The following is a 20,437-nucleotide window of genomic DNA, read 5'->3' on the forward strand; positions in this document are numbered from 1 at the left end:
CCCCGGCCTTAGACGGCCATCAGGTCCTTTTCCTTGGCCTTGAAGGCAGCATCGACTTCGGCAACGAACTTGTCGGTAAGCTTCTGGATCTCGTCAGCGGCGCGACGTTCTTCGTCCTCGCTGATTTCCTTGTCCTTGGTCAGCTTCTTCAGGTCGGCCAAGGCGTCGCGGCGCACGTTGCGCACGGCTACCTTGGCATCCTCGCACACGCCGCTGGCCTGCTTGGTGTAGCCCTTGCGGGTTTCCTCGGTCAGGGCTGGCATCGGCACGCGAATGGTGGTGCCGGCGCTGGACGGGTTCAGGCCCAGGTCGGAGGTGAGAATGGCCTTCTCAATGGCAGCGCTGAGGTTCTTGTCGTGAGCGACAATCTTCAGGGTGCGGGCATCTTCGACGCTGATCGCAGCGACCTGGTTCAGCGGCATTTCGCTACCCCAGGCAGTGACTTTGACGCTGTCCAGGATGCTTGGGTGGGCACGACCGGTACGGATCGCCGCCAGGTGACGACCCAGCGCCTCGATGGACTTGCCCATGCGGTCCTGGGCGTCTTTCTTGATAGCGTTGATCATTTTTGAACTTCCTCGATCAGGGTTCCTTCCGCGCCGCCGTGCACGATGTTCAGCAGGGCGCCGGGCTTGTTCATATTGAAGACGCGCAGCGGCATCTTGTGGTCGCGGCACAGACAGATTGCCGTCAGATCCATCACACCCAGCTTGCGATCCAGCACTTCATCGTAGGTCAGATGATCGAACTTCTCGGCATGCGGGTCCTTGAATGGATCAGCAGTGTATACACCATCGACCTTGGTTGCCTTCAATACCACGTCGGCATCGATTTCGATGGCGCGCAGGCAGGCAGCAGAGTCGGTGGTGAAGAACGGGTTGCCGGTACCGGCAGCGAAAATTACGACTTCTTTGGCGTTCAGGTGGCGCATGGCTTTGCGGCGATCATAGTGATCGGTCACGCCAACCATGGAAATAGCCGACATGACAATGGCGGTAATGTTCGCCCGCTCCAGCGCGTCGCGCATGGCCAGGGCGTTCATTACGGTCGCCAGCATGCCCATGTGGTCACCGGTGACGCGGTCCATGCCGGCTGCACTGAGCGCCGCACCACGGAACAGGTTGCCACCACCGATCACCAGACCTACCTGAACACCGATGCCGACCAGTTGGCCGACTTCCAGCGCCATGCGATCCAGGACTTTTGGGTCGATCCCGAACTCTTCCGAGCCCATCAGGGCCTCGCCGCTAAGTTTGAGTAGAATGCGTTTATAGCGAGCCTGATGACCACTGCCCTGCTGAGCCATTGCGAATCTCTCCTGCGGCGTTTGTAAAAAATTCTGGCGGGCTGCTTGAGCCTGCATGTAACTCTAACGTGACGCAGCGACTGCGTCAGCGAGCAACGGTCTCGTAAACCGCTCCCGCTTTGACAAAGAGGCTGCGCGCGTGAGCGGGCAGCCTCTTTGGGGCGACAGACGGGGCTGTCTTACTGCTTGGCAGCAGCTACCTGAGCGGCAACTTCAGCAGCGAAGTCGTCGACTGGCTTCTCGATGCCTTCACCTACTTTGAAGTAGGTGAACGAAACGATTTCAGCGCCGGCTTTCTTGGCCAGCTCGCCAACCTTGACTTCTGGGTTCATGACGAAAGCCTGCTCTTTCAGCGAAGCTTCGGCCTTGAACTTGGTGATACGGCCGTTGATCATGTTCTCAACGATGTTTTCCGGCTTGCCGGCGATCTTGTCGGCGTTCAGCTGCAGGAAGACATTCTTCTCGCGCTCGATGGCCTCGGCGGAGATTTCCGACGAATCCAGGAACTCAGGGTTCGACGCTGCAACGTGCATGGCGATGTTCTTCGCCAGCTCGACGTCACCGCCTTTCAGAACGACGACAGCGCCGATCTTGTTGCCGTGCAGGTAGGCACCGACAACGTCACCCTCAACGCGCACCAGGCGACGGATGTTGACGTTTTCGCCACACTTGGCAACCAGGGCTTCACGAGCAGCTTCACGCGAGGCGATCAGCGGAGCAGCGTCGGTCAGCTTCTGGGCGAAGGCTTCTTCAAGGCTTTCGGCAACGAAGTTCTTGAAGTCGTCTTGCAGGGCCAGGAAGTCGGTCTGCGAGTTCACTTCCAGCAGAACGGCGGATTTACCGTCGGTCTTGACCGCGATAGCGCCTTCAGCAGCGACGTTGCCAGCCTTTTTGGCGGCCTTGATGGCGCCCGAGGCACGCATGTCGTCAATGGCTTTTTCGATGTCGCCGCCAGCCTTTTCCAGGGCTTTCTTGCAATCCATCATGCCTTCGCCAGTACGCTCGCGCAGTTCTTTTACCAGCGCTGCAGTAATTGCTGCCATTTCAAAATCCTCTTGGAAAGTTTTTCAACCATTCCACCCGCTCGACACGGGCGTTAAATTCTGCGAATCCGCTGTTATTGTCTCAGCCACCCCATAATGCGGGGCCCTTGCTGACAGCAGGATTTCAAGGTGGCAAAAAGGGGGCTAAGCCCCCTTTTTGCGTGCCAAGTAGACGCTAGCGCCTATTACTCAGCAGCAGGTGCAGCCGCTTCTTCAACATAGACTTCGGTGCCGCCAGCAACGTTGTTGCGGCCGCGGATGATGGCGTCGGCCATCGAAGTCATGTACAGCTCGATGGCGCGGATGGCGTCGTCGTTGCCTGGGATGATGTAGTCAACACCTTCCGGGCTGCTGTTGGTATCGACAACGCCGATAACCGGGATGCCCAGCTTGTTAGCTTCGGTGATAGCAATGCGCTCGTGATCAACGTCGATCACGAACAGGGCATCAGGCAGACCGCCCATGTCCTTGATACCACCCAGGCTGCGGTCCAGCTTTTCCAGATCGCGCGAACGCATCAGGGCTTCTTTCTTGGTCAGCTTGGCAAAGGTGCCATCTTCGGCCTGGGTTTCCAGGTCGCGCAGACGCTTGATCGAAGCACGGATGGTTTTGTAGTTGGTCAGCATGCCGCCCAACCAGCGGTGGTCAACGTATGGCGAACCGGCACGAGCAGCTTGCTCAGCGACGATCTTGCCGGCGGAACGCTTGGTGCCGACGAACATGATCTTGTTCTTGCCCTGAGCCAGACGCTCTACGAAAGCCAGAGCTTCGTTGAACATTGGCAGGGTTTTTTCCAGGTTGATGATGTGGATCTTGTTACGCGCGCCGAAAATGTACTTGCCCATTTTCGGGTTCCAGTAACGGGTCTGGTGGCCGAAGTGCACACCGGCCTTCAGCATATCGCGCATGTTGACTTGGGACATGATAGTTCCTTGATAAGTCGGGTTGGGCCTCCACGCATCCCAATGACCAACCCGCAAATTCGAAAATCCGGGGCACCCAGGTCATCGTGTCGACACGTGTGTGGGTTTAAGCTCACGGGGTCGTCCCCGAAAGCGGCGCATGTTATACCACAGACCGCGAGCGAACGAAACCCGAATGAGGTTGCGTCTGTCAGCGGTTTTTGCAGCGCCCCGCCAAACAGGCCAGAATGCCTCCTGTAGACAGCAGCATGGCCGCCTTTATCCCGACAGAATGCCGCCCTGCTCTGCTAGAATCCGGCCTTTCCCGTTTGTTCGCGCCGCGTGCGGCGCCGTAGAGAGCCTGTAATGACCGTCAACATCAAGACCGCAGAAGACATCGAGAAGATGCGCATCGCCGGCCGCCTGGCCGCTGACGTGCTGGAGATGATCGAGGAGCACGTCAAGCCCGGTGTTACCACCGAAGCGCTCGACCGCCTGTGCCACGACTATATCGTCAACGTCCAGCAGGCCATCCCGGCGCCCCTCAACTACAAGGGCTACCCGAAGTCGATCTGCACCTCGATCAACCATGTGGTCTGCCACGGCATCCCCAACGACAAGCCGCTCAAGGACGGTGACACGCTGAACATCGACGTCACCGTGATCAAGGACGGCTACCACGGCGATACCAGCCGCATGTTCCACGTCGGTACTGTGCCGGTTTGGGCCGAGCGCCTGTCCAAGGTTACCCAGGAGTGCATGTACAAGGCCATCGAGCTGGTCAAGCCGGGCTGCCGCCTGGGCGATATCGGCGAAGTGATCCAGAAGCACGCTGAAAAGAACGGCTTCTCGGTGGTGCGCGAGTTCTGCGGCCACGGCATCGGCAAGGTGTTCCACGAAGAGCCGCAGATCCTGCACTATGGCCGCGCCGGCACCGGCATGGAACTGAAAGAAGGCATGACCTTCACAATCGAACCGATGATCAACCAGGGCAAGGCCGACACCAAGGTGCTGGGCGACGGCTGGACCGCCATCACCAAGGATCGCAAGCTCTCGGCTCAGTGGGAACACACCCTGGTGGTGACTGCGACCGGCTACGAGATCTTCACCCTGCGCAAGGACGACACCATCCCGCGCACCTCGGCCTGACCGCACCGAGACAGGCCACCCGACGACAGGAACGTGACGCGATGCCCCAGGTGGACCCCGAGCTGTTCGATCGCGGCCAGTTCCAGGCGGAACTGGCCCTCAAGGCGAGCCCCATCGCCGCCTTCAAGAAAGCCATCCGCCAGGCCGGCGAGGTGCTCGACAAGCGTTTCCGCAGTGGCGGCGAAATCCGCCCGCTGATCGAAGCCCGCGCCTGGCTCGTGGACAATATCCTGCAACAGGCCTGGAACCAGTTCGACTGGGGCGACCACAGCGGTATCGCCCTGGTCGCAGTGGGTGGCTACGGGCGTGGTGAGCTGCACCCGCATTCAGACATCGACCTGCTCATTTTGCTGGGCGCCGCCGAGCACGAGCAGTACCGCAACGCCATTGAGCGTTTTCTCACCCTGCTGTGGGACATCGGCCTGGAAGTGGGCCAAAGCGTGCGCACCGTCGACGAGTGCGCCGAACAGGCCCGCGCCGACCTGACGGTGATTACCAACCTGATGGAAAGCCGCACCATTGCAGGGCCCGAAACCCTGCGCCAGCGCATGCTGGAGGTGACCAGCACCGCGCACATGTGGCCGAGCAAAGACTTCTTCCTGGCCAAACGCGCCGAACTCAAGGCCCGTCACCACAAGTACAACGACACCGAGTACAACCTCGAACCCAACGTCAAGGGCTCGCCCGGTGGCCTGCGTGACATCCAGACAGTGCTGTGGGTGGCCCGCCGTCAGTACGGCACCCTGAACCTGCACGCATTGGCCGGCGAAGGTTTCTTGCTGGAAAGTGAGAACGAACTGCTGGCTTCGTCCCAGGATTTTCTGTGGAAGGTGCGCTACGCCCTGCACATGCTGGCAGGTCGCGCCGAGGACCGCCTGCTGTTCGACCACCAGCGCAGCCTCGCCGCACTGCTGGGCTACAGCGACGAGAACCCCAAGCGGGCAATCGAGCAGTTCATGCAGCAGTACTACCGGGTGGTGATGAGCATCAGCCAGTTGTGCGACCTGATCATTCAGCACTTCGAAGAGGTCATCCTCGCCGACGAAGACAGCGGCACCACCCAGCCGCTGAATGCACGCTTTCGCCTGCATGACGGCTATATCGAGGCTACCAACCCGAATGTGTTCAAACGCACACCGTTCGCCATGCTGGAAATCTTCGTGCTGATGGCCCAGCACCCCGAAATCAAGGGCGTGCGTGCCGATACGGTGCGCCTGCTGCGTGAGCACCGCCACCTGATCGACGACACCTTCCGCACCGATATCCGCAACACCAGCCTGTTCATCGAGCTGTTCAAGTGCGAAATCGGCATCCACCGCAACCTGCGGCGGATGAACCGCTACGGCATCCTTGGCCGCTACCTGCCGGAGTTCGGCCTGATCGTCGGGCAGATGCAGCACGACCTGTTCCACATCTATACGGTCGATGCGCACACGCTCAACCTCATCAAGCACCTGCGCAAGCTGCAGTACACGCCGGTGTCCGAGAAATTCCCGCTGGCAAGCAAGCTGATGGGGCGCCTGCCCAAGCCCGAACTGATCTACCTGGCCGGCCTCTACCACGACATAGGCAAAGGTCGCCAGGGCGACCATTCCGAGCTGGGCGCGGTGGATGCGCAGAAGTTCTGCGAGCGCCACCAGTTGCCGGCCTGGGACAGCCGGCTGATCGTCTGGCTGGTGCTAAACCACCTGGTGATGTCGACCACCGCCCAGCGCAAGGACTTGTCCGACCCGCAGGTGATCAACGACTTTGCCCTGCACGTGGGCGACGAGACGCGCCTTGACTACCTGTACGTGCTGACCGTGGCCGATATCAACGCCACCAACCCCAGCCTGTGGAACTCGTGGCGGGCCAGCCTGCTGCGCCAGCTCTACAGCGAAACCAAGCGCGCCCTGCGCCGCGGCCTGGAAAACCCGCTGGACCGCGAAGAACAGATTCGCCAGACCCAGTCTGCAGCCTTGGACATTCTTGTACGCGAGGGCACCGACCCGGACGATGTCGAGCAACTGTGGTCGCAGCTGGGCGATGACTACTTTCTCAAGCACAACGCCGGCGATGTGGCCTGGCACACGGACGCGATCCTGCAGCAACCGGCCGATGGCGGGCCGCTGGTGCTGATCAAGGAAACCACCCAGCGCGAGTTCGAAGGCGGCACGCAGATCTTCATCTACGCCCCTGACCAGCACGATTTCTTCGCCGTGACGGTGGCGGCCATGTCGCAGCTGAACCTGAACATCCACGATGCACGCATCATCACGTCGAGCAGCCAGTTCACCCTCGACACCTACATCGTGCTGGACAACGACGGCGGGTCTATCGGCGACAACCCGCAGCGGGTCAAGCAGATTCGCGACGGCCTGACCGAAGCGCTGCGCAACCCCGAGGACTACCCGACCATCATCCAGCGCCGGGTACCGCGCCAGCTCAAACACTTCAACTTCCCGCCGCAGGTGACCATCCTCAACGATGCCCAGCGGCCGGTGACCATCCTCGAAATCACCGCACCAGACCGCCCAGGCCTGCTTGCCCGGCTGGGGCGGATCTTCCTGGAGTTCGACCTGTCGCTGCAGAACGCCAAGATCGCCACCCTCGGCGAACGGGTGGAAGACGTGTTCTTCATCACTGATGCCGACAACCAGCCGCTGTCCGACCCGCAGCTGTGCAGCCGCCTGCAGGAGGCCATCGTCCAGCAGTTGCAGGCCGGCCAGGCCAGCGATGCCAGCCCTACCCGCGTAACCTTTTAACGACTAGACGATTGACGAGACCTTGCGCCGATGAACCATGCCTTGACCCAGCTTCAGCCCTACCCGTTCGAGAAACTCCGTGCCCTGCTGGGCAGCGTGAAGCCTGCGGCAGACAAACGCGCCATCGCCCTGTCAATCGGTGAGCCAAAGCACGAATCTCCGGCGTTCGTCGCCCAGGCCATGGCCGACAACCTCGACAAACTGGCGGTATACCCCAGCACTATCGGCCTGCCGGGCCTGCGCCAGGCGATCGGCCAGTGGTGCGAGCGTCGCTTTGGCGTGCCAGCCGGCTGGCTGGATGCCGACCGTCACATCCTGCCGGTCAATGGCACCCGTGAAGCGCTGTTCGCCTTCACCCAGGCGGTGGTCAACCGTGCCGATGACGGCTTGGTGATCAGCCCGAACCCGTTTTACCAGATCTACGAAGGCGCAGCGCTGCTGGCCGGGGCTACCCCGCACTACCTGCCGTGCCTGGAAAACAACGGTTTCAACCCTGACTTCGACGCCGTACCGGCCGAGGTGTGGAAGCGCTGCCAGATCCTGTTCCTGTGCTCGCCGGGCAACCCCACCGGCGCGCTGGTGCCGATGGACACCCTGAAGAAGCTGATCGCCCTGGCCGACGAACACGACTTCGTGATCGCCGCCGACGAGTGCTACAGCGAGCTTTACTTCGATGAAGACGCGCCACCACCGGGCCTGCTGACCGCCTGCGCCGAGCTCGGCCGCAGTGATTTCAAGCGCTGCGTGGTGTTCCACAGCCTGTCCAAGCGCTCCAACCTGCCGGGCCTGCGCTCGGGCTTCGTGGCTGGCGATGCCGAGATCATCAAACCGTTCCTGCTGTACCGCACCTACCACGGCTGCGCCATGCCGGTACAAACCCAGCTGGCCAGCATCGCCGCCTGGCAGGACGAGGCGCATGTACGCGCGAACCGCGACCAGTACCGCGCCAAGTACGATGCCGTGCTGGACATCCTGCAGCCGGTGCTGGACGTGCAGCGCCCGGACGGCAGCTTCTACCTGTGGGCCAAGGTGCCGGGCTGTGATGCCGAGTTCACCCGCGACCTGTTCGAAGCCCAGCATGTGACGGTGGTACCGGGCTCGTACCTGTCGCGTGAAGTGGATGGTGTAAACCCCGGTGCCGGGCGCGTGCGCATGGCGCTGGTGGCACCGCTGGCCGAATGCATCGAGGCGGCAGAACGGATTCGCGCCTTCCTGCAAAACCGCTGACAGCCAATTCGCGGGCATGCCCGCTCCCACAGGTAATGCGCTGATTCCAAGCCCAGCGCAGCACCTGTGGGAGCGGGCGTGCCCGCGAAGGGTCTACCTGACCTGCCCCAGGTTGGCCTCGCTCATATCCAGCTCCCCGAGGACCTGCCGCACCACCTCATCGCCCACCAGGTGCTGGCGATGCAGGTTATACAGCTCCAGCCGCTGCGCCCTCAGCGCACGCAAGCGCAAGCGCCGCTCCAGCAAGTCCATCTGCTCGGCCAGGGCCTTGGCTTCGGCACTGTCGTTGTAGCTGTTCAGCTCATCCCGGTACTCAGCCATCAAGCGCGCCTTCAGCTCGGTCGCCAGGGTTGCCTGCGCAGCATCCTGCGGGGCATTGGCGTCGATCACTTCCTCTGCTTCCAGGGCATGGATCGCCGCCTCGGCCGTGCGCCGCCAGGCTTCCTGCACTTCCTGGTGCAAGCGCTCGTCCGGGCTCTTGGTCACCCCGCGCAGCAATATCGGCAGCGCGATGCAGGCGCTGATCAACGACAGCAGGATCACCCCGGCGGCAATGAAGATCAGCAAGTCACGCTCAGGGAAGGCCTTGCCCGCGCCCATCAGCAACGGCACCGACATCACACCCGCCAGGGTCACCGCACCGCGCACACCGCCCAGGGTCAGCAGCCAGCAGGAGCGCGCCGTAGGCATCAGCACCAGCGCCGGTTTGCCGCGCCAGCGGCGCACCACGCCGATCGAGCGCCAGATGCTCTGCACCCAGATGAACCGCAGCAGGATCAGCGCAGCAAAGATCGCCACCACGTCCAGGCATCGGTAGGCCAGGGTCGGCCAGACGGTGGCTTCGTGGCTGACCACCGCCTTGATGATGTCCGGCAACTGCAGGCCCAATAGCAGGAAGATCAGGCCATTGAAGGCGAACTCCAGCAGCGACCAGACGCTGCGATTGAGCAGGCGGGTGCTGGTCTGCCGTGGCAGCAAGTCAAGCCAGCTTTGCATCATGCCGGCGGCCACCGCCGACAGGATGCCCGACACGCCCAGACGCTCGGCCAGCACGTAGGCGGCGAATGGCAGCAACAACATGAACACCACGTGGGTGGCCGGGTCGTCCCAACCGCGGGCGATCATCCAGGCGCGCAGACGGCCCACCAGCCAGCTGAGGCCCACACCCACCGCGAGGCCGCCAAGCGCCACCAGGACGAAACTGAAGCTTGCATCAGTCAGCGAGAACACCCCGGTGATCGCCGCCGCCAGGGCGAACTTGAAGGTCACCAGGCCCGATGCGTCGTTCATGAGGGCCTCCCCCTGCAGCATGTGCATCAGCGGGGTGGGCAGGCGGTCCTGGGCGATGGCCGAAACCGCCACGGCATCGGTCGGCGAGAGTACCGCCGCCAAGGCGAACGCTACCGGCAGGGGGATGCTCGGCAGCAGCCAGTGAATGAAGTAGCCGGCCCCGACCACGGTGAATAGCACCAGACCAACGGCCAGCGCCACCACTGGCCCGCGAATGCGCCACAACTCACGCTTGGGGATGCGCCAGCCATCGGCAAACAGGAGCGGCGGCAAGAACAGGAACAGGAACAACTCGGGGTCCAGGGCCACGTGCAGGCCCAGGGTCGGCAGGGCCAGCAAGGCACCGGCAGCGATCTGTACCAGCGGCAGGGGCAGCGGAATCATGCGGCCGACCAGCTTCGACAGGCTGACCAGCGTCAGCAGGATGAGGACGGTGTAGGCGGACTGCATCCGGGAAAGCTTCCTTTGTGAACCAGAAACGATAGCAAGGCGAAACATCGCCATTGGAACAATATGTTAGCGGCGACCGACGGTTCGGGACCGCTGCACGATAGTCGCAGGTGACGGGGGAATATGTAACATGATGATACTTCATGAGGGTGGTGGGGCCGGGTGGATACCTTGTCGATCAGGAGGTGGAGGCCTTGATTCTTGCAGCGCCCTTGAGATCGAGCGCCGCCCGCGCGGCGCTTCGCAGCACAAGGCTGCTCCTACATTTATTTCGGGCCAATTATTCCTGTGACGGAGGCGCGCGGCCCCTTGGCGTCCACCTCAATCGACGAACAAGGCGGGCGGGTGCTTTGGAAAAGGCGTCACTGGCCCGAAATAAATGTAGGAGCAGCCTTGTGCTGCGAAGCGCCGCGCAAGCGGCGCTCGATCTCCGACACGCTGCAAGGCTCAAGGTAAGCACACCCGTGGCGCTCACTGTTTCGTTCCCGCATAATCCCGCGACTGACATCGAAAAACGGAGAGATTGGGGCGACTTGTAACCCCAATGTACACAATGACCTACACGCTCTACGGCATCAAAGCCTGTGACACCATGAAAAAGGCGCGTACCTGGCTCGAAGACAAAGCCATCGCCTACGAATTCCATGACTACAAAACCCAAGGCATCGACCGCGACAGCCTGAACCGCTGGTGCGACGAACACGGCTGGGAAGTCATCCTCAACCGTGCCGGCACCACCTTCCGCAAGCTGGACGACGCCAGCAAGGCAGACCTCGACCAGGCCAAGGCCGTCGAGCTGATGCTGGCCCAGCCGTCGATGATCAAACGCCCGGTGCTGGACCTTGGCGCGCGCACCCTGGTCGGCTTCAAGCCGGACCTGTACGCCGCTGCCCTGGCCTGAGCCCCCACCCTATTTCGCACGAGGTAATCACATGTCCAATACCCTGTTCAGCCTGGCCTTCGGTGTCGGCTCCCAGAACCGCCAGGGCGCCTGGCTGGAAGTGTTCTACGCACAACCGCTGCTCAACCCGAGCGCCGAGCTGGTTGCCGCTGTAGCCCCTGTTCTCGGTTACGAAGGTGGCAACCAGGCCATCGCCTTCAGCAACGGCCAGGCCTTGAAACTGGCCGAAGCCCTGAAAGGCGTGGATGCTGCCCAGGCCGCCCTGCTGACCCGCCTGGCCGAAAGCCACAAGCCGCTGGTCGCCACCCTGCTGGCCGAAGACGCTGCCCTGACCTCCACCCCAGAGGCCTACCTCAAGCTGCACCTGCTGTCGCACCGCCTGGTCAAGCCACACGGCCTGAGCCTGGCTGGCATCTTCCCGCTGCTGCCGAACGTAGCCTGGACCAACCAGGGCGCGGTCGACCTGGCCGAACTGGCCGAGCTGCAACTGGAAGCGCGCCTGAAGGGCGAGCTGCTGGAAGTGTTCTCGGTGGACAAGTTCCCGAAGATGACCGACTACGTGGTCCCGGCCGGCGTGCGCATCGCCGATACCGCCCGTGTGCGCCTGGGCGCCTACATCGGCGAAGGCACCACCATCATGCACGAAGGCTTCGTCAACTTTAACGCTGGCACCGAAGGCCCGGGCATGATCGAAGGCCGCGTGTCCGCCGGCGTATTCGTTGGCAAAGGTTCCGACCTGGGCGGCGGTTGCTCGACCATGGGTACCCTGTCCGGTGGCGGCAACATCGTCATCAAGGTGGGCGAAGGCTGCCTGATCGGCGCCAACGCTGGTATCGGCATCCCGCTGGGCGACCGCAACACCGTTGAAGCCGGCCTGTACATCACCGCTGGCACCAAGGTGAACCTGCTGGACGAAAACAACGAGCTGGTCAAAGTGGTCAAGGCCCGCGACCTGGCCGGCCAGACCGACCTGCTGTTCCGCCGCAACTCGCTGAACGGCGCGGTAGAGTGCAAGACCCACAAGTCGGCCATCGAGCTGAACGAGGCCCTGCACGCTCACAACTGAGCATGCTCGGCGTTTGAAATGTTAAGATCGGGTCTGGCACCACGCCAGACCCGATTTTCATTCCAGGCCCCGTGAACATGTTCCAGCCCTCCCCCTGGCGTGCCGACTTCCCCGCCATCGCCGCCCTGCAACGGCAGCACCAGACCTATCTGGACAGCGCCGCTACCACCCAAAAGCCGCAAGCCCTGATCGATGCCTTGAGCCATTACTACGGTCATGGCGCGGCCAACGTACACCGTGCCCAGCACCTGCCCGGTGCACTGGCGACCCAGGCCTTCGAAACCAGCCGCGACAAGGTCGCCGCCTGGTTGAATGCTGCGGACTCACGGCAGATCGTGTTCACTCACGGTGCCACCTCGGCCTTGAATCTGCTGGCCTACGGCCTTGAGCACCGCTTCGAAGCCGGTGACGAAATTGCCATCAGCGCGCTGGAGCACCATGCCAACCTGCTGCCCTGGCAACAGCTGGCACGCCGGCGCAACCTGCGCCTGGTGATACTGCCGCTGGATGCCTTTGGCCGCATCGACCTGAACCAGGCACTGCAACTGATAGGCCCGCGCACCCGGGTGCTCGCCGTCAGCCAGCTGTCCAACGTACTGGGTACCTGGCAACCGCTGCCGGCCCTGCTTTCCCATGCCCGCGCACAAGGCGCGCTGACCGTGGTCGACGGTGCCCAGGGCGTGGTGCATGGCCGCCACGATGTGCAGCAACTGGGCTGCGACTTCTATGTGTTCTCCAGCCACAAGTTGTACGGCCCGGATGGGGTTGGCGTGCTGTACGGCCACACTCAGGCGCTGGAGCTGCTGCGCCATTGGCAGTTCGGTGGCGAGATGGTGCAACTGGCCGAGTACCAGAGCGCCAGCTTTCGCCCCGCACCGCTGGGGTTCGAGGCAGGTACGCCGCCAATCGCCGGGGTGATAGGCCTGGGGGCAACCCTGGATTATTTGGCCAGCCTCGACGCCCAGGCTGTCGAAGCCCACGAAACCAGCCTGCACCAGCACCTGCTGCGCGGCCTGGCTGACCGTGAGGGCGTGCGGGTATTGGGGGCACCGCAGACGGCGCTGGCCAGCTTCGTCATCGAGGGCGTGCACAACGCCGATATCGCCCACTTGCTCAGCGAGCAAGGGATAGCCGTGCGTGCCGGACACCACTGCGCCATGCCGCTCTTGCAAGGGCTGGGGCTGGAGGGCGCAATCCGCGTATCGCTGGGCTTGTACAACGACAGCGACGACTTGCAGCGCTTCTTCGCTGCGCTTGATCAGGGTCTGGAGTTGCTGCGATGAGCATGCCGGAACAGGCGCGCCAGGCGCTGGAAGCGTTTGAGCGGGGCAAGGGCTGGGAACAGCGCGCCCGGCTGCTGATGCAGTGGGGCGACCGCCTGGAACCACTGGCCGAGACTGACAAGACCGAAGCCAACCGGGTGCATGGCTGCGAAAGCCTGGTCTGGCTGGTGGCCGAACGCGTCGATGGGCAGTGGCGGTTCAAGGCCAGTAGCGATGCACGCTTGTTGCGCGGGCTGCTGGCGTTGTTGCTGGTGCGGGTGCAGGGTTTGACCAGTGAAGAGCTGGCCAGGCTTGATCTGCGCGAGTGGTTCACCCAACTGGGGCTAGAGCGCCAGCTCTCGCCGTCGCGCAGCAATGGGCTGCATGCAGTGTTGCAGCGGATGACAAAATTGGCGTCTACCCGCTAAATCCAGGGCATACGCTGCTCCCTGGAGGAGTGGCCTTGTGCCGCGAAAGGGCCGCCCAGCGGCCCCAGCAATCTCGTGGAGAGGCTGAAATGGGGCCGCTACGCGCCCCTTTCGCGGCACAAGGCCGCTCCTACAAGGACCGAGTTGACCTGTGAATGATTACTCAGGCTTGATACGTTCCGAAGGCCGCCGTGCACCTGCCACCAGTTTCTCGATCGCCTTGCTCGCCGCCACCATGCCAAAGGTCGCGGTCACCATCATCACCGCGCCAAAGCCACCCGAGCAGTCCAGCCTTACACCCTCACCCACGAAGCTCTTCTGCAGGCAAACGCTGCCATCTCCCTTGGGGTAACGCAGCTGTTCGCTGGAGAACACGCACGGCACACCATAGTTGCGGCTGACATTGCGCGAGAAGTTGTAATCGCGGCGCAGGGTGGAGCGCACCCGCGAGGCCAACGGGTCGTTGAAGGTCTTGTTCAGGTCGGCGATCTGGATCTGTGTCGGGTCGATCTGACCACCAGCGCCACCCGTGGTCACGATGGCGATCTTGCGCCGCCGGCACCAGGCAATCAACGCAGCCTTGGCCATGACGCTATCGATGCAGTCAATTACACAGTCCAGCTGCTCGTGGATGTGCTCGGCCATGGTTTCACGGGTGACGAAGTCGGCCACCGCATGCACCGTGCATGCCGGGTTGATCGCCCGCAGGCGCTCAGCCATGACCTCCACCTTGGGCCGCCCCACCTGCCCTTCCAGGGCATGGGCCTGGCGGTTGGTGTTGCTGACGCAGACGTCGTCCAGATCAAACAGGGAAATTTCACCCACGCCGCTGCGGGCCAGCGCTTCGGCCACCCACGAGCCAACCCCGCCAATACCGACCACGCCCACATGGGCCTGGCCCAGGCGTTGCAGCCCCTGGTCGCCATATAGCCGGGCAACGCCGGCGAAGCGTGGATCTTCTGTGCTCATGTTCATACCCCAAAAAACCGGCGCGCATTATATGCCAGCGGGCCCATGGCCTGCATCGTTAGGAAAGACACTACCAACCCTGCTTTAATGTCCTATCACTTCGACACAAATGGACGACAATGTCTTCACGTAAATTCGGCCTGAACCTGGTTGTGGTGCTGGCCATCGCCGCGCTGTTCACCGGGTTCTGGGCACTGATCAACCGCCCGGTCTCCGCCCCCGCCTGGCCAGAGCAGATCTCTGGCTTTTCGTATTCGCCGTTCCGTCTGGGTGAAAGCCCGCAGAAGGGCCAGTATCCCACTGACGACGAGATGCGCCAGGACCTGGAGCAGTTGAGCAAACTGACCGACAGCATCCGTATCTATACGGTGGAGGGCACCCAGGCCGACATCCCGCGTCTGGCCGAGGAATTCGGCCTGCGCGTGACCCTGGGGATATGGATCAGCCCCGACCTGGAGCGCAACGAACGCGAAATCGCCACGGCCATCCAGTTGGCCAACACCTCGCGCAGCGTGGTGCGGGTAGTGGTTGGCAACGAGGCGCTGTTCCGTGAAGAAGTCACCCCGGAAAACCTGATCAAATACCTGGACCGGGTACGCGCAGCCGTCAAGGTACCGGTGACCACCAGTGAGCAATGGCACATCTGGAAGGAAAACCCGGAGATCGCCAAGCACGTCGACCTGATTGCCGCGCACATCCTGCCCTACTGGGAATTCGTGCCGATGAAGGATTCGGTCGAGTTCGTGCTCGACCGCGCCCGTGAGCTGAAGCACCAGTTCCCGCGCAAACCGCTGCTGCTGTCGGAAGTCGGCTGGCCGAGCAACGGCCGCATGCGCGGTGGTGCCGATGCCAGCCAGGCCGACCAGGCCATTTACCTGCGCACCTTGGTCAACACCCTAAACCGCCGTGGCTACAACTACTTCGTCATCGAAGCCTATGACCAGCCGTGGAAGGCCAGCGACGAAGGCTCGGTAGGCGCCTACTGGGGCGTGTACAACGCCGAGCGCCAGCAAAAATTCAACTTCGACGGCCCCGTGGTGGCGATCCCGCAGTGGCGTGCCCTGGCGGTAGCCTCGGTGGTGCTGGCGATGATTGCGCTGATGGTGCTGTTCATCGACGGCTCGGCGCTGCGCCAGCGTGGCCGCACATTCCTCACCTTCATCACCTTCCTGTGCGGGTCGGTGCTGGTGTGGATTGCCTATGACTACAGCCAGCAATACAGCACCTGGTTCAGCCTCACCGTGGGCGTGCTGCTTGCCCTTGGCGCGCTGGGCGTGTTCATCGTGCTGCTGACCGAGGCCCATGAACTGGCCGAGGCAGTATGGATACACAAGCGCCGACGCGAGTTCCTGCCGGTACAGGCCGACAGCGCCTACCGGCCCAAGGTGTCGGTGCATGTGCCGTGCTACAACGAGCCACCCGAGATGGTGAAGCAGACCCTCGACGCCCTGGCCGCGCTGGACTACCCCGACTACGAAGTGCTGGTGATCGACAACAACACCAAGGACCCGGCCGTGTGGGAGCCGCTGAAGGCGCACTGCGAGAAGCTCGGCGAGCGCTTCAAGTTCTTCCACGTCGCGCCACTGGCCGGCTTCAAGGGCGGCGCACTGAACTACCTGCTCCCGCACACGGCCAAGGACGCCGAAGTGATCGCGGTGATCGACTCGGACTACTGCGTCGACCGCAACTGGCTCAAGCACATGGTGCCGCATTTCGCCGACCCGAAAATTGCCGTGGTGCAGTCGCCGCAGGACTATCGCGACCAGCACGAAAGCGCCTTCAAGAAGCTGTGCTACAGCGAGTACAAGGGCTTCTTCCACATCGGCATGGTCACCCGCAACGACCGTGACGCCATCATTCAGCACGGCACCATGACCATGACCCGACGCACGGTACTGGAAGAGCTGGGCTGGGCCGAATGGTGCATCTGCGAGGACGCCGAGCTGGGCCTGCGCGTGTTCGAGAAGGGCCTGTCGGCCGCCTACGCCCACAACAGCTACGGCAAGGGCCTGATGCCCGACACCTTCATCGACTTCAAGAAGCAGCGCTTCCGCTGGGCCTACGGCGCCATCCAGATCATCAAGCACCACGCCAGTGCCCTGCTGCGCGGCAAGGGCAGCGAGCTGACCCGTGGCCAGCGCTACCACTTCCTGGCCGGCTGGCTGCCGTGGGTCGCCGACGGCATGAACATCTTCTTCACCATCGGCGCGCTGCTGTGGTCGGCGGCGATGATCATCGTGCCGCACCGGGTCGACCCGCCGCTGATGATCTTCGCCATCCCGCCGCTGGCGCTGTTCTTCTTCAAGGTCGGCAAGATCATCTTCCTTTACCGCCGCGCGGTGGGGGTCAACCTCAAGGACGCCTTTGCCGCAGCGCTGGCCGGGCTGGCGCTGTCGCATACCATTGCCAAGGCGGTGCTGTACGGTTTCTTCACCAGCAGCATGCCGTTCTTCCGCACGCCAAAGAATGCCGACAGCCATGGGCTGCTGGTGGCACTTTCCGAAGCGCGGGAAGAGCTGTTCATCATGTTGCTGCTGTGGGGTGCGGCGCTGGGTATCTACCTGGTGCAGGGGCTGCCGAGTTCGGACATGCGCTTCTGGGTGGCGATGCTGCTGGTGCAGTCGTTGCCTTACGTGGCGGCGCTGGTGATGGCGTTGCTGTCTTCGCTGCCCAAGCCGCAGGCAAAAGCTGCCGAACCGCAGCAGGCTTGAGATTGCCGGGGCTGCTTTGCAGCCCTTTCGCGGCACAAGGCCGCTCCTACAGGGGACCGCGGTAGCCAGATGACCCGCGATCGCCTGTGGGAGCGGCCTTGCGTCGCGATAGGGCCGCAAAGCGGCCCCATTGGCCCTTCGGTTTGATATAAGATAACGCCCCTCAGATTTCCCCGCCTTGCCTTGCCCCGGAGTCCCCCATGACGGCCCCTGCCGAGCTCTCGCCTACCCTTCAACTGGCCTGCGACCTGATCCGTCGCCCCTCGGTCACCCCTGTCGACGCCGACTGCCAGGCGCAGATGATGAAACGCCTGGGCGCCGTGGGCTTCGAGCTCGAGCCGATGCGCATTGAAGACGTAGACAACTTCTGGGCCACCCATGGCAGCCAGGACGGCCCGGTGCTGTGCTTTGCCGGCCACACCGACGTGGTGCCCACCGGCCCGGTGCAGCAATGGCAGCACGAACCGTTCGAAGCGCTGATCGACGCTGACGGCATGCTCTGCGGCCGCGGCGCCGCCGACATGAAAGGCAGCCTGGCCTCCATGGTGATCGCCAGCGAGCGCTTCGTGCACGACTACCCCAACCACCGCGGCAAGGTCGCCTTCCTGATCACCAGCGACGAGGAGGGCCCGGCCCACCACGGCACCAAGGCAGTGGTCGAGCGCCTGAAAGCACGCAACGAACGCCTGGACTGGTGCATCGTCGGCGAACCCTCCAGCACCACCCTGCTGGGTGACGTGGTCAAGAACGGCCGCCGTGGCTCGCTGGGTGCCAAGCTGACCGTGCGCGGCAAGCAGGGCCACGTGGCCTACCCGCACCTGGCACGTAACCCGATCCACCTGGCCGCCCCGGCCTTGGCGGAACTGGCAGCCGAGCACTGGGACGAAGGCAACGCGTTCTTCCCGCCAACCAGCTTCCAGATCTCCAACCTCAATTCCGGCACCGGCGCCACCAACGTGGTACCGGGCGACCTGACCGCGCTGTTCAACTTCCGCTTCTCCACCGAGTCGACTGTCGAAGGCCTGCAGGCGCGAGTGTCGGCGATTCTCGACAAGCATGAACTCGACTGGTCGGTCGACTGGGCGCTGTCGGGCCTGCCGTTCCTCACCGAACCTGGTGAACTGCTCGACGCAGTGGCACATAGCATCAAGGGCGTCACCGGCCGCGATACCCAGCCATCCACCAGCGGCGGCACCTCCGATGGCCGTTTCATCGCCACCATGGGCACCCAGGTGGTCGAGCTTGGCCCGGTCAACGCCACCATTCACCAGGTGGATGAGCGGATCCTGGCCAGCGACCTCGACCTGCTGACCGAAATCTACTACCAGACTCTGGTTCGGTTGCTCGCCTGATGCTCGCCTGCCCCCTTTGCCAGGCGCCGCTGAGCCGGCTCGACAACAGTGTGGTGTGCCCGGCCGGCCACCGCTTCGACCGCGCCCGCCAGGGTTACCTGAACCTGCTGCCGGTGCAGCACAAGAACAGCCGCGACCCAGGTGACAACCAGGCCATGGTCGAGGCCCGCCGCGACTTCCTCGACGCTGGCCACTACGCCCCGGTGGCCCGCCGCCTGGCCGAGCTGGCCGCCGAGCGCCAGCCCGGCGCCTGGCTGGACATCGGCTGCGGCGAGGGTTACTACACAGCGCTGCTCGCCCAGGCCCTGCCGGCTGCCGACGGTTACGCCCTGGACATCTCCCGCGAGGCGGTCAAGCGTGCCTGCCGCCGCGCGCCGCAGGTTACCTGGATGGTCGCCAGCATGGCCCGCGTGCCGCTGGCCGACGCCACCTGCCAGTTCATCGCCAGCGTGTTCAGCCCGCTGGACTGGGGCGAGGCCAAGCGCCTGCTCAGCCCCGGCGGTGGCCTGATGCGGGTGGGCCCGACCAGCGGCCACCTGATGGAGTTGCGCGAGGTGCTGTACGATGAAGTACGCCCTTACGCCGACGACAAGCACCTGGCCCTCGTCCCCGAAGGCATGACCCACGCCCACAGCGAAACGCTCGAGTTCCGCCTGAGCCTGGCCGTGCCCAAGGCACGCGCCGACCTGCTGGCGATGACCCCGCACGGGTGGCGCGCCAGCGCCGAAAAACGCGCCCGGGTGATCGACCAGCCCGAGCCGTTCGAGGTCACGGTTTCAATGCGTTATGACTATTTCGTGCGCCAAGACTGAGCAAACCCGGAGCCCTTATGCGCCAACCCGATATCGAGATCTACCTGAAGGACGCCGACGTCGACCACAAGCAGATTGCCGAGTGGCTCGCCCAGGCGATTGGCCCCTGCAGCGAATGGCAGCAGAAAGGCCAGACGTTCAAATGCAAGGCCGGTAACATTCCGGTCACCTGGCTACCCAAGGCTGTAGGGAAATGGAACAGCCTGTACCTGGAAAGTGATCAGACGCCATGGGCCGATGATATCGCCTGCGCCCGCGCTGCATTCGCCGCACTGGGTGTGGAAGTGCGCTGCGCGCCGGGTGGCTGGGTCGAGGAAGACGGGGAAGAAGATGCCGACCGCTGGGTCCGCATCAGCGCCGACGGTGAAGAGGAAATCACCTGGCGCACTTCTTGAGCTGCAAGCTTTAATCTGCAAGCGCCAAGACGGATCGCATCAGGCTGCAAGTACACGGTCACTTGCAGCTTGAGGCTTACAGCTTGAGGCTCAGAGCCCTACTACGTCCTCGGCTTGCAGGCCTTTCTGGCCTTGCACGCAGGAGTACTCAACCCGCTGCCCCTCGACCAGGGAACGATGCCCCTCACCGCGGATCGCCCGATAATGGACGAACACATCCGCACCACCTTCGCGCTGAATGAAGCCAAAGCCTTTGGCATCGTTGAACCACTTTACATTCCCAGTCTCACGAGACGACATCTGAACTACTCCGGATTTTTATTGTGAAGATCGCCTTGTAGGCATGAGCTCACGGCCCCGTGCCAACGCCGCTTGCTGAAATATCCTGCAAGTGGCAGGCCGAGTATATGACACAGAACAAAAAAAATTG

Annotated in this window: 18 protein-coding genes; 11 read left to right on the top strand and 7 right to left on the bottom strand. The window is 63.0% G+C overall.

All coding sequences use genetic code 11. The features are described from left to right. Positions 1-8 precede the first annotated feature (8 nt). The 4 genes from frr to rpsB form a co-directional block, all read right to left on the bottom strand. Positions 9-566, bottom strand: a complete 558-nt coding sequence (frr, locus tag SB765_RS12960; RefSeq protein ID WP_043202602.1) for a ribosome recycling factor — start codon at positions 564-566, stop codon at positions 9-11. Further along, on the bottom strand, positions 563-1,306 hold the full coding sequence (pyrH, locus tag SB765_RS12965) for a UMP kinase (protein WP_009686950.1): 744 nt from the start codon (positions 1,304-1,306) through the stop codon (positions 563-565). Before pyrH ends, frr begins: the two co-directional genes overlap by 4 nt. A gap of 179 nt (positions 1,307-1,485) precedes the next feature. Further along, on the bottom strand, positions 1,486-2,349 hold the full coding sequence (tsf, locus tag SB765_RS12970; RefSeq protein ID WP_016485208.1) for a translation elongation factor Ts: 864 nt from the start codon (positions 2,347-2,349) through the stop codon (positions 1,486-1,488). A gap of 185 nt (positions 2,350-2,534) precedes the next feature. Next, a complete protein-coding gene (gene rpsB / locus SB765_RS12975; protein WP_016501167.1) occupies positions 2,535-3,272 on the bottom strand; it encodes a 30S ribosomal protein S2 in 738 nt (245 codons plus the stop codon). A gap of 345 nt (positions 3,273-3,617) precedes the next feature. On the opposite strand from rpsB, the gene map reads away from it, so the two are divergent. Genes map through dapC form a run of 3 tightly spaced genes read left to right on the top strand, consistent with a single transcriptional unit; the run spans position 3,618 to position 8,371 of the window. Beyond that, positions 3,618-4,400, top strand: a complete 783-nt coding sequence (map, locus tag SB765_RS12980; RefSeq protein WP_086978690.1) for a type I methionyl aminopeptidase — start codon at positions 3,618-3,620, stop codon at positions 4,398-4,400. A gap of 41 nt (positions 4,401-4,441) precedes the next feature. Next, positions 4,442-7,144 (top strand): [protein-PII] uridylyltransferase, encoded by a 2,703-nt coding sequence (locus tag SB765_RS12985; protein ID WP_341797760.1) that lies wholly within the window; start codon positions 4,442-4,444, stop codon positions 7,142-7,144. A 30-nt stretch (positions 7,145-7,174) separates the two neighbouring features. Beyond that, a complete protein-coding gene (gene dapC, locus SB765_RS12990) occupies positions 7,175-8,371 on the top strand; it encodes a succinyldiaminopimelate transaminase (protein ID WP_341797759.1) in 1,197 nt (398 codons plus the stop codon). Between the two features lie 93 nt (positions 8,372-8,464). Here the strand turns inward: dapC and SB765_RS12995 are convergent, their stop codons facing one another. Beyond that, complete coding sequence (locus SB765_RS12995; RefSeq protein WP_341797758.1) at positions 8,465-10,111, bottom strand: Na+/H+ antiporter; 1,647 nt, start codon at positions 10,109-10,111, stop codon at positions 8,465-8,467. Positions 10,112-10,664: 553 nt separating this feature from the next. On the opposite strand from SB765_RS12995, the gene SB765_RS13000 reads away from it, so the two are divergent. The 4 genes from SB765_RS13000 to SB765_RS13015 all read left to right on the top strand — a co-directional run bounded on the left by SB765_RS13000 (position 10,665) and on the right by SB765_RS13015 (position 13,768). Further along, positions 10,665-11,012, top strand: a complete 348-nt coding sequence (locus tag SB765_RS13000; protein WP_003252272.1) for an ArsC family reductase — start codon at positions 10,665-10,667, stop codon at positions 11,010-11,012. Positions 11,013-11,043: 31 nt separating this feature from the next. Next, complete coding sequence (gene dapD, locus SB765_RS13005; protein WP_016485200.1) at positions 11,044-12,078, top strand: 2,3,4,5-tetrahydropyridine-2,6-dicarboxylate N-succinyltransferase; 1,035 nt, start codon at positions 11,044-11,046, stop codon at positions 12,076-12,078. A gap of 77 nt (positions 12,079-12,155) precedes the next feature. Further along, complete coding sequence (locus SB765_RS13010) at positions 12,156-13,361, top strand: cysteine desulfurase (protein WP_410931439.1); 1,206 nt, start codon at positions 12,156-12,158, stop codon at positions 13,359-13,361. Further along, on the top strand, positions 13,358-13,768 hold the full coding sequence (locus SB765_RS13015) for a SufE family protein (RefSeq protein WP_410931440.1): 411 nt from the start codon (positions 13,358-13,360) through the stop codon (positions 13,766-13,768). The genes SB765_RS13010 and SB765_RS13015 overlap by 4 nt, the downstream gene beginning before the upstream one ends. A 159-nt stretch (positions 13,769-13,927) precedes the next feature. Here the strand turns inward: SB765_RS13015 and tcdA are convergent, their stop codons facing one another. Further along, positions 13,928-14,737, bottom strand: coding sequence for a tRNA cyclic N6-threonylcarbamoyladenosine(37) synthase TcdA (gene tcdA / locus SB765_RS13020; RefSeq protein WP_162465285.1), 810 nt, complete (start codon positions 14,735-14,737; stop codon positions 13,928-13,930). A gap of 119 nt (positions 14,738-14,856) precedes the next feature. Between tcdA and SB765_RS13025 the strand changes: the two genes are divergently transcribed. From SB765_RS13025 to SB765_RS13040, 4 genes are all read left to right on the top strand, one after another. Further along, positions 14,857-17,448 carry a glycosyltransferase gene (locus tag SB765_RS13025; protein ID WP_258655516.1) on the top strand — a complete coding sequence of 864 codons (2,592 nt, stop codon included), beginning with the start codon at positions 14,857-14,859 and terminating at the stop codon, positions 17,446-17,448. A 200-nt stretch (positions 17,449-17,648) separates the two neighbouring features. After that, positions 17,649-18,800, top strand: a complete 1,152-nt coding sequence (dapE, locus tag SB765_RS13030; RefSeq protein WP_043202627.1) for a succinyl-diaminopimelate desuccinylase — start codon at positions 17,649-17,651, stop codon at positions 18,798-18,800. Further along, the gene (locus SB765_RS13035; RefSeq protein ID WP_410931441.1) at positions 18,800-19,612 is read left to right on the top strand and encodes a putative RNA methyltransferase; all 813 of its coding nucleotides are present in this window, start codon (positions 18,800-18,802) and stop codon (positions 19,610-19,612) included. The genes dapE and SB765_RS13035 overlap by 1 nt, the downstream gene beginning before the upstream one ends. A 17-nt stretch (positions 19,613-19,629) precedes the next feature. Next, positions 19,630-20,007, top strand: coding sequence for a hypothetical protein (locus SB765_RS13040; RefSeq protein ID WP_016501178.1), 378 nt, complete (start codon positions 19,630-19,632; stop codon positions 20,005-20,007). A gap of 90 nt (positions 20,008-20,097) precedes the next feature. On the opposite strand, the gene SB765_RS13045 is transcribed toward SB765_RS13040, so the two are convergent. Further along, positions 20,098-20,307 (bottom strand): cold-shock protein, encoded by a 210-nt coding sequence (locus SB765_RS13045; protein ID WP_016501179.1) that lies wholly within the window; start codon positions 20,305-20,307, stop codon positions 20,098-20,100. Between the last annotated feature and the right edge of the window lie 130 nt (positions 20,308-20,437).

Source organism: Pseudomonas sp. SIMBA_067 (genome assembly GCF_046534675.1).
Classification (GTDB): Bacteria; Pseudomonadota; Gammaproteobacteria; order Pseudomonadales; family Pseudomonadaceae; genus Aquipseudomonas; species Aquipseudomonas putida.

Excerpts from the sequence above, each read along its gene's own strand:
- SB765_RS13045 (WP_016501179.1), bottom strand. The coding sequence starts at position 20,307 with ATGTCGTCTCGTGAGACTGGGAATGTAAAGTGGTTCAACGATGCCAAA.
- tsf (WP_016485208.1), bottom strand. The coding sequence starts at position 2,349 with ATGGCAGCAATTACTGCAGCGCTGGTAAAAGAACTGCGCGAGCGTACT.
- tcdA (WP_162465285.1), bottom strand. The coding sequence starts at position 14,737 with ATGAGCACAGAAGATCCACGCTTCGCCGGCGTTGCCCGGCTATATGGC.
- SB765_RS13035 (WP_410931441.1), top strand. The coding sequence starts at position 18,800 with ATGCTCGCCTGCCCCCTTTGCCAGGCGCCGCTGAGCCGGCTCGACAAC.
- SB765_RS13000 (WP_003252272.1), top strand. The coding sequence starts at position 10,665 with ATGACCTACACGCTCTACGGCATCAAAGCCTGTGACACCATGAAAAAG.
- dapD (WP_016485200.1), top strand. The coding sequence starts at position 11,044 with ATGTCCAATACCCTGTTCAGCCTGGCCTTCGGTGTCGGCTCCCAGAAC.
- SB765_RS13010 (WP_410931439.1), top strand. The coding sequence starts at position 12,156 with ATGTTCCAGCCCTCCCCCTGGCGTGCCGACTTCCCCGCCATCGCCGCC.
- SB765_RS13040 (WP_016501178.1), top strand. The coding sequence starts at position 19,630 with ATGCGCCAACCCGATATCGAGATCTACCTGAAGGACGCCGACGTCGAC.
- pyrH (WP_009686950.1), bottom strand. The coding sequence starts at position 1,306 with ATGGCTCAGCAGGGCAGTGGTCATCAGGCTCGCTATAAACGCATTCTA.
- frr (WP_043202602.1), bottom strand. The coding sequence starts at position 566 with ATGATCAACGCTATCAAGAAAGACGCCCAGGACCGCATGGGCAAGTCC.
- SB765_RS13025 (WP_258655516.1), top strand. The coding sequence starts at position 14,857 with ATGTCTTCACGTAAATTCGGCCTGAACCTGGTTGTGGTGCTGGCCATC.
- rpsB (WP_016501167.1), bottom strand. The coding sequence starts at position 3,272 with ATGTCCCAAGTCAACATGCGCGATATGCTGAAGGCCGGTGTGCACTTC.
- SB765_RS12995 (WP_341797758.1), bottom strand. The coding sequence starts at position 10,111 with ATGCAGTCCGCCTACACCGTCCTCATCCTGCTGACGCTGGTCAGCCTG.
- dapC (WP_341797759.1), top strand. The coding sequence starts at position 7,175 with ATGAACCATGCCTTGACCCAGCTTCAGCCCTACCCGTTCGAGAAACTC.
- SB765_RS12985 (WP_341797760.1), top strand. The coding sequence starts at position 4,442 with ATGCCCCAGGTGGACCCCGAGCTGTTCGATCGCGGCCAGTTCCAGGCG.
- SB765_RS13015 (WP_410931440.1), top strand. The coding sequence starts at position 13,358 with ATGAGCATGCCGGAACAGGCGCGCCAGGCGCTGGAAGCGTTTGAGCGG.
- dapE (WP_043202627.1), top strand. The coding sequence starts at position 17,649 with ATGACGGCCCCTGCCGAGCTCTCGCCTACCCTTCAACTGGCCTGCGAC.
- map (WP_086978690.1), top strand. The coding sequence starts at position 3,618 with ATGACCGTCAACATCAAGACCGCAGAAGACATCGAGAAGATGCGCATC.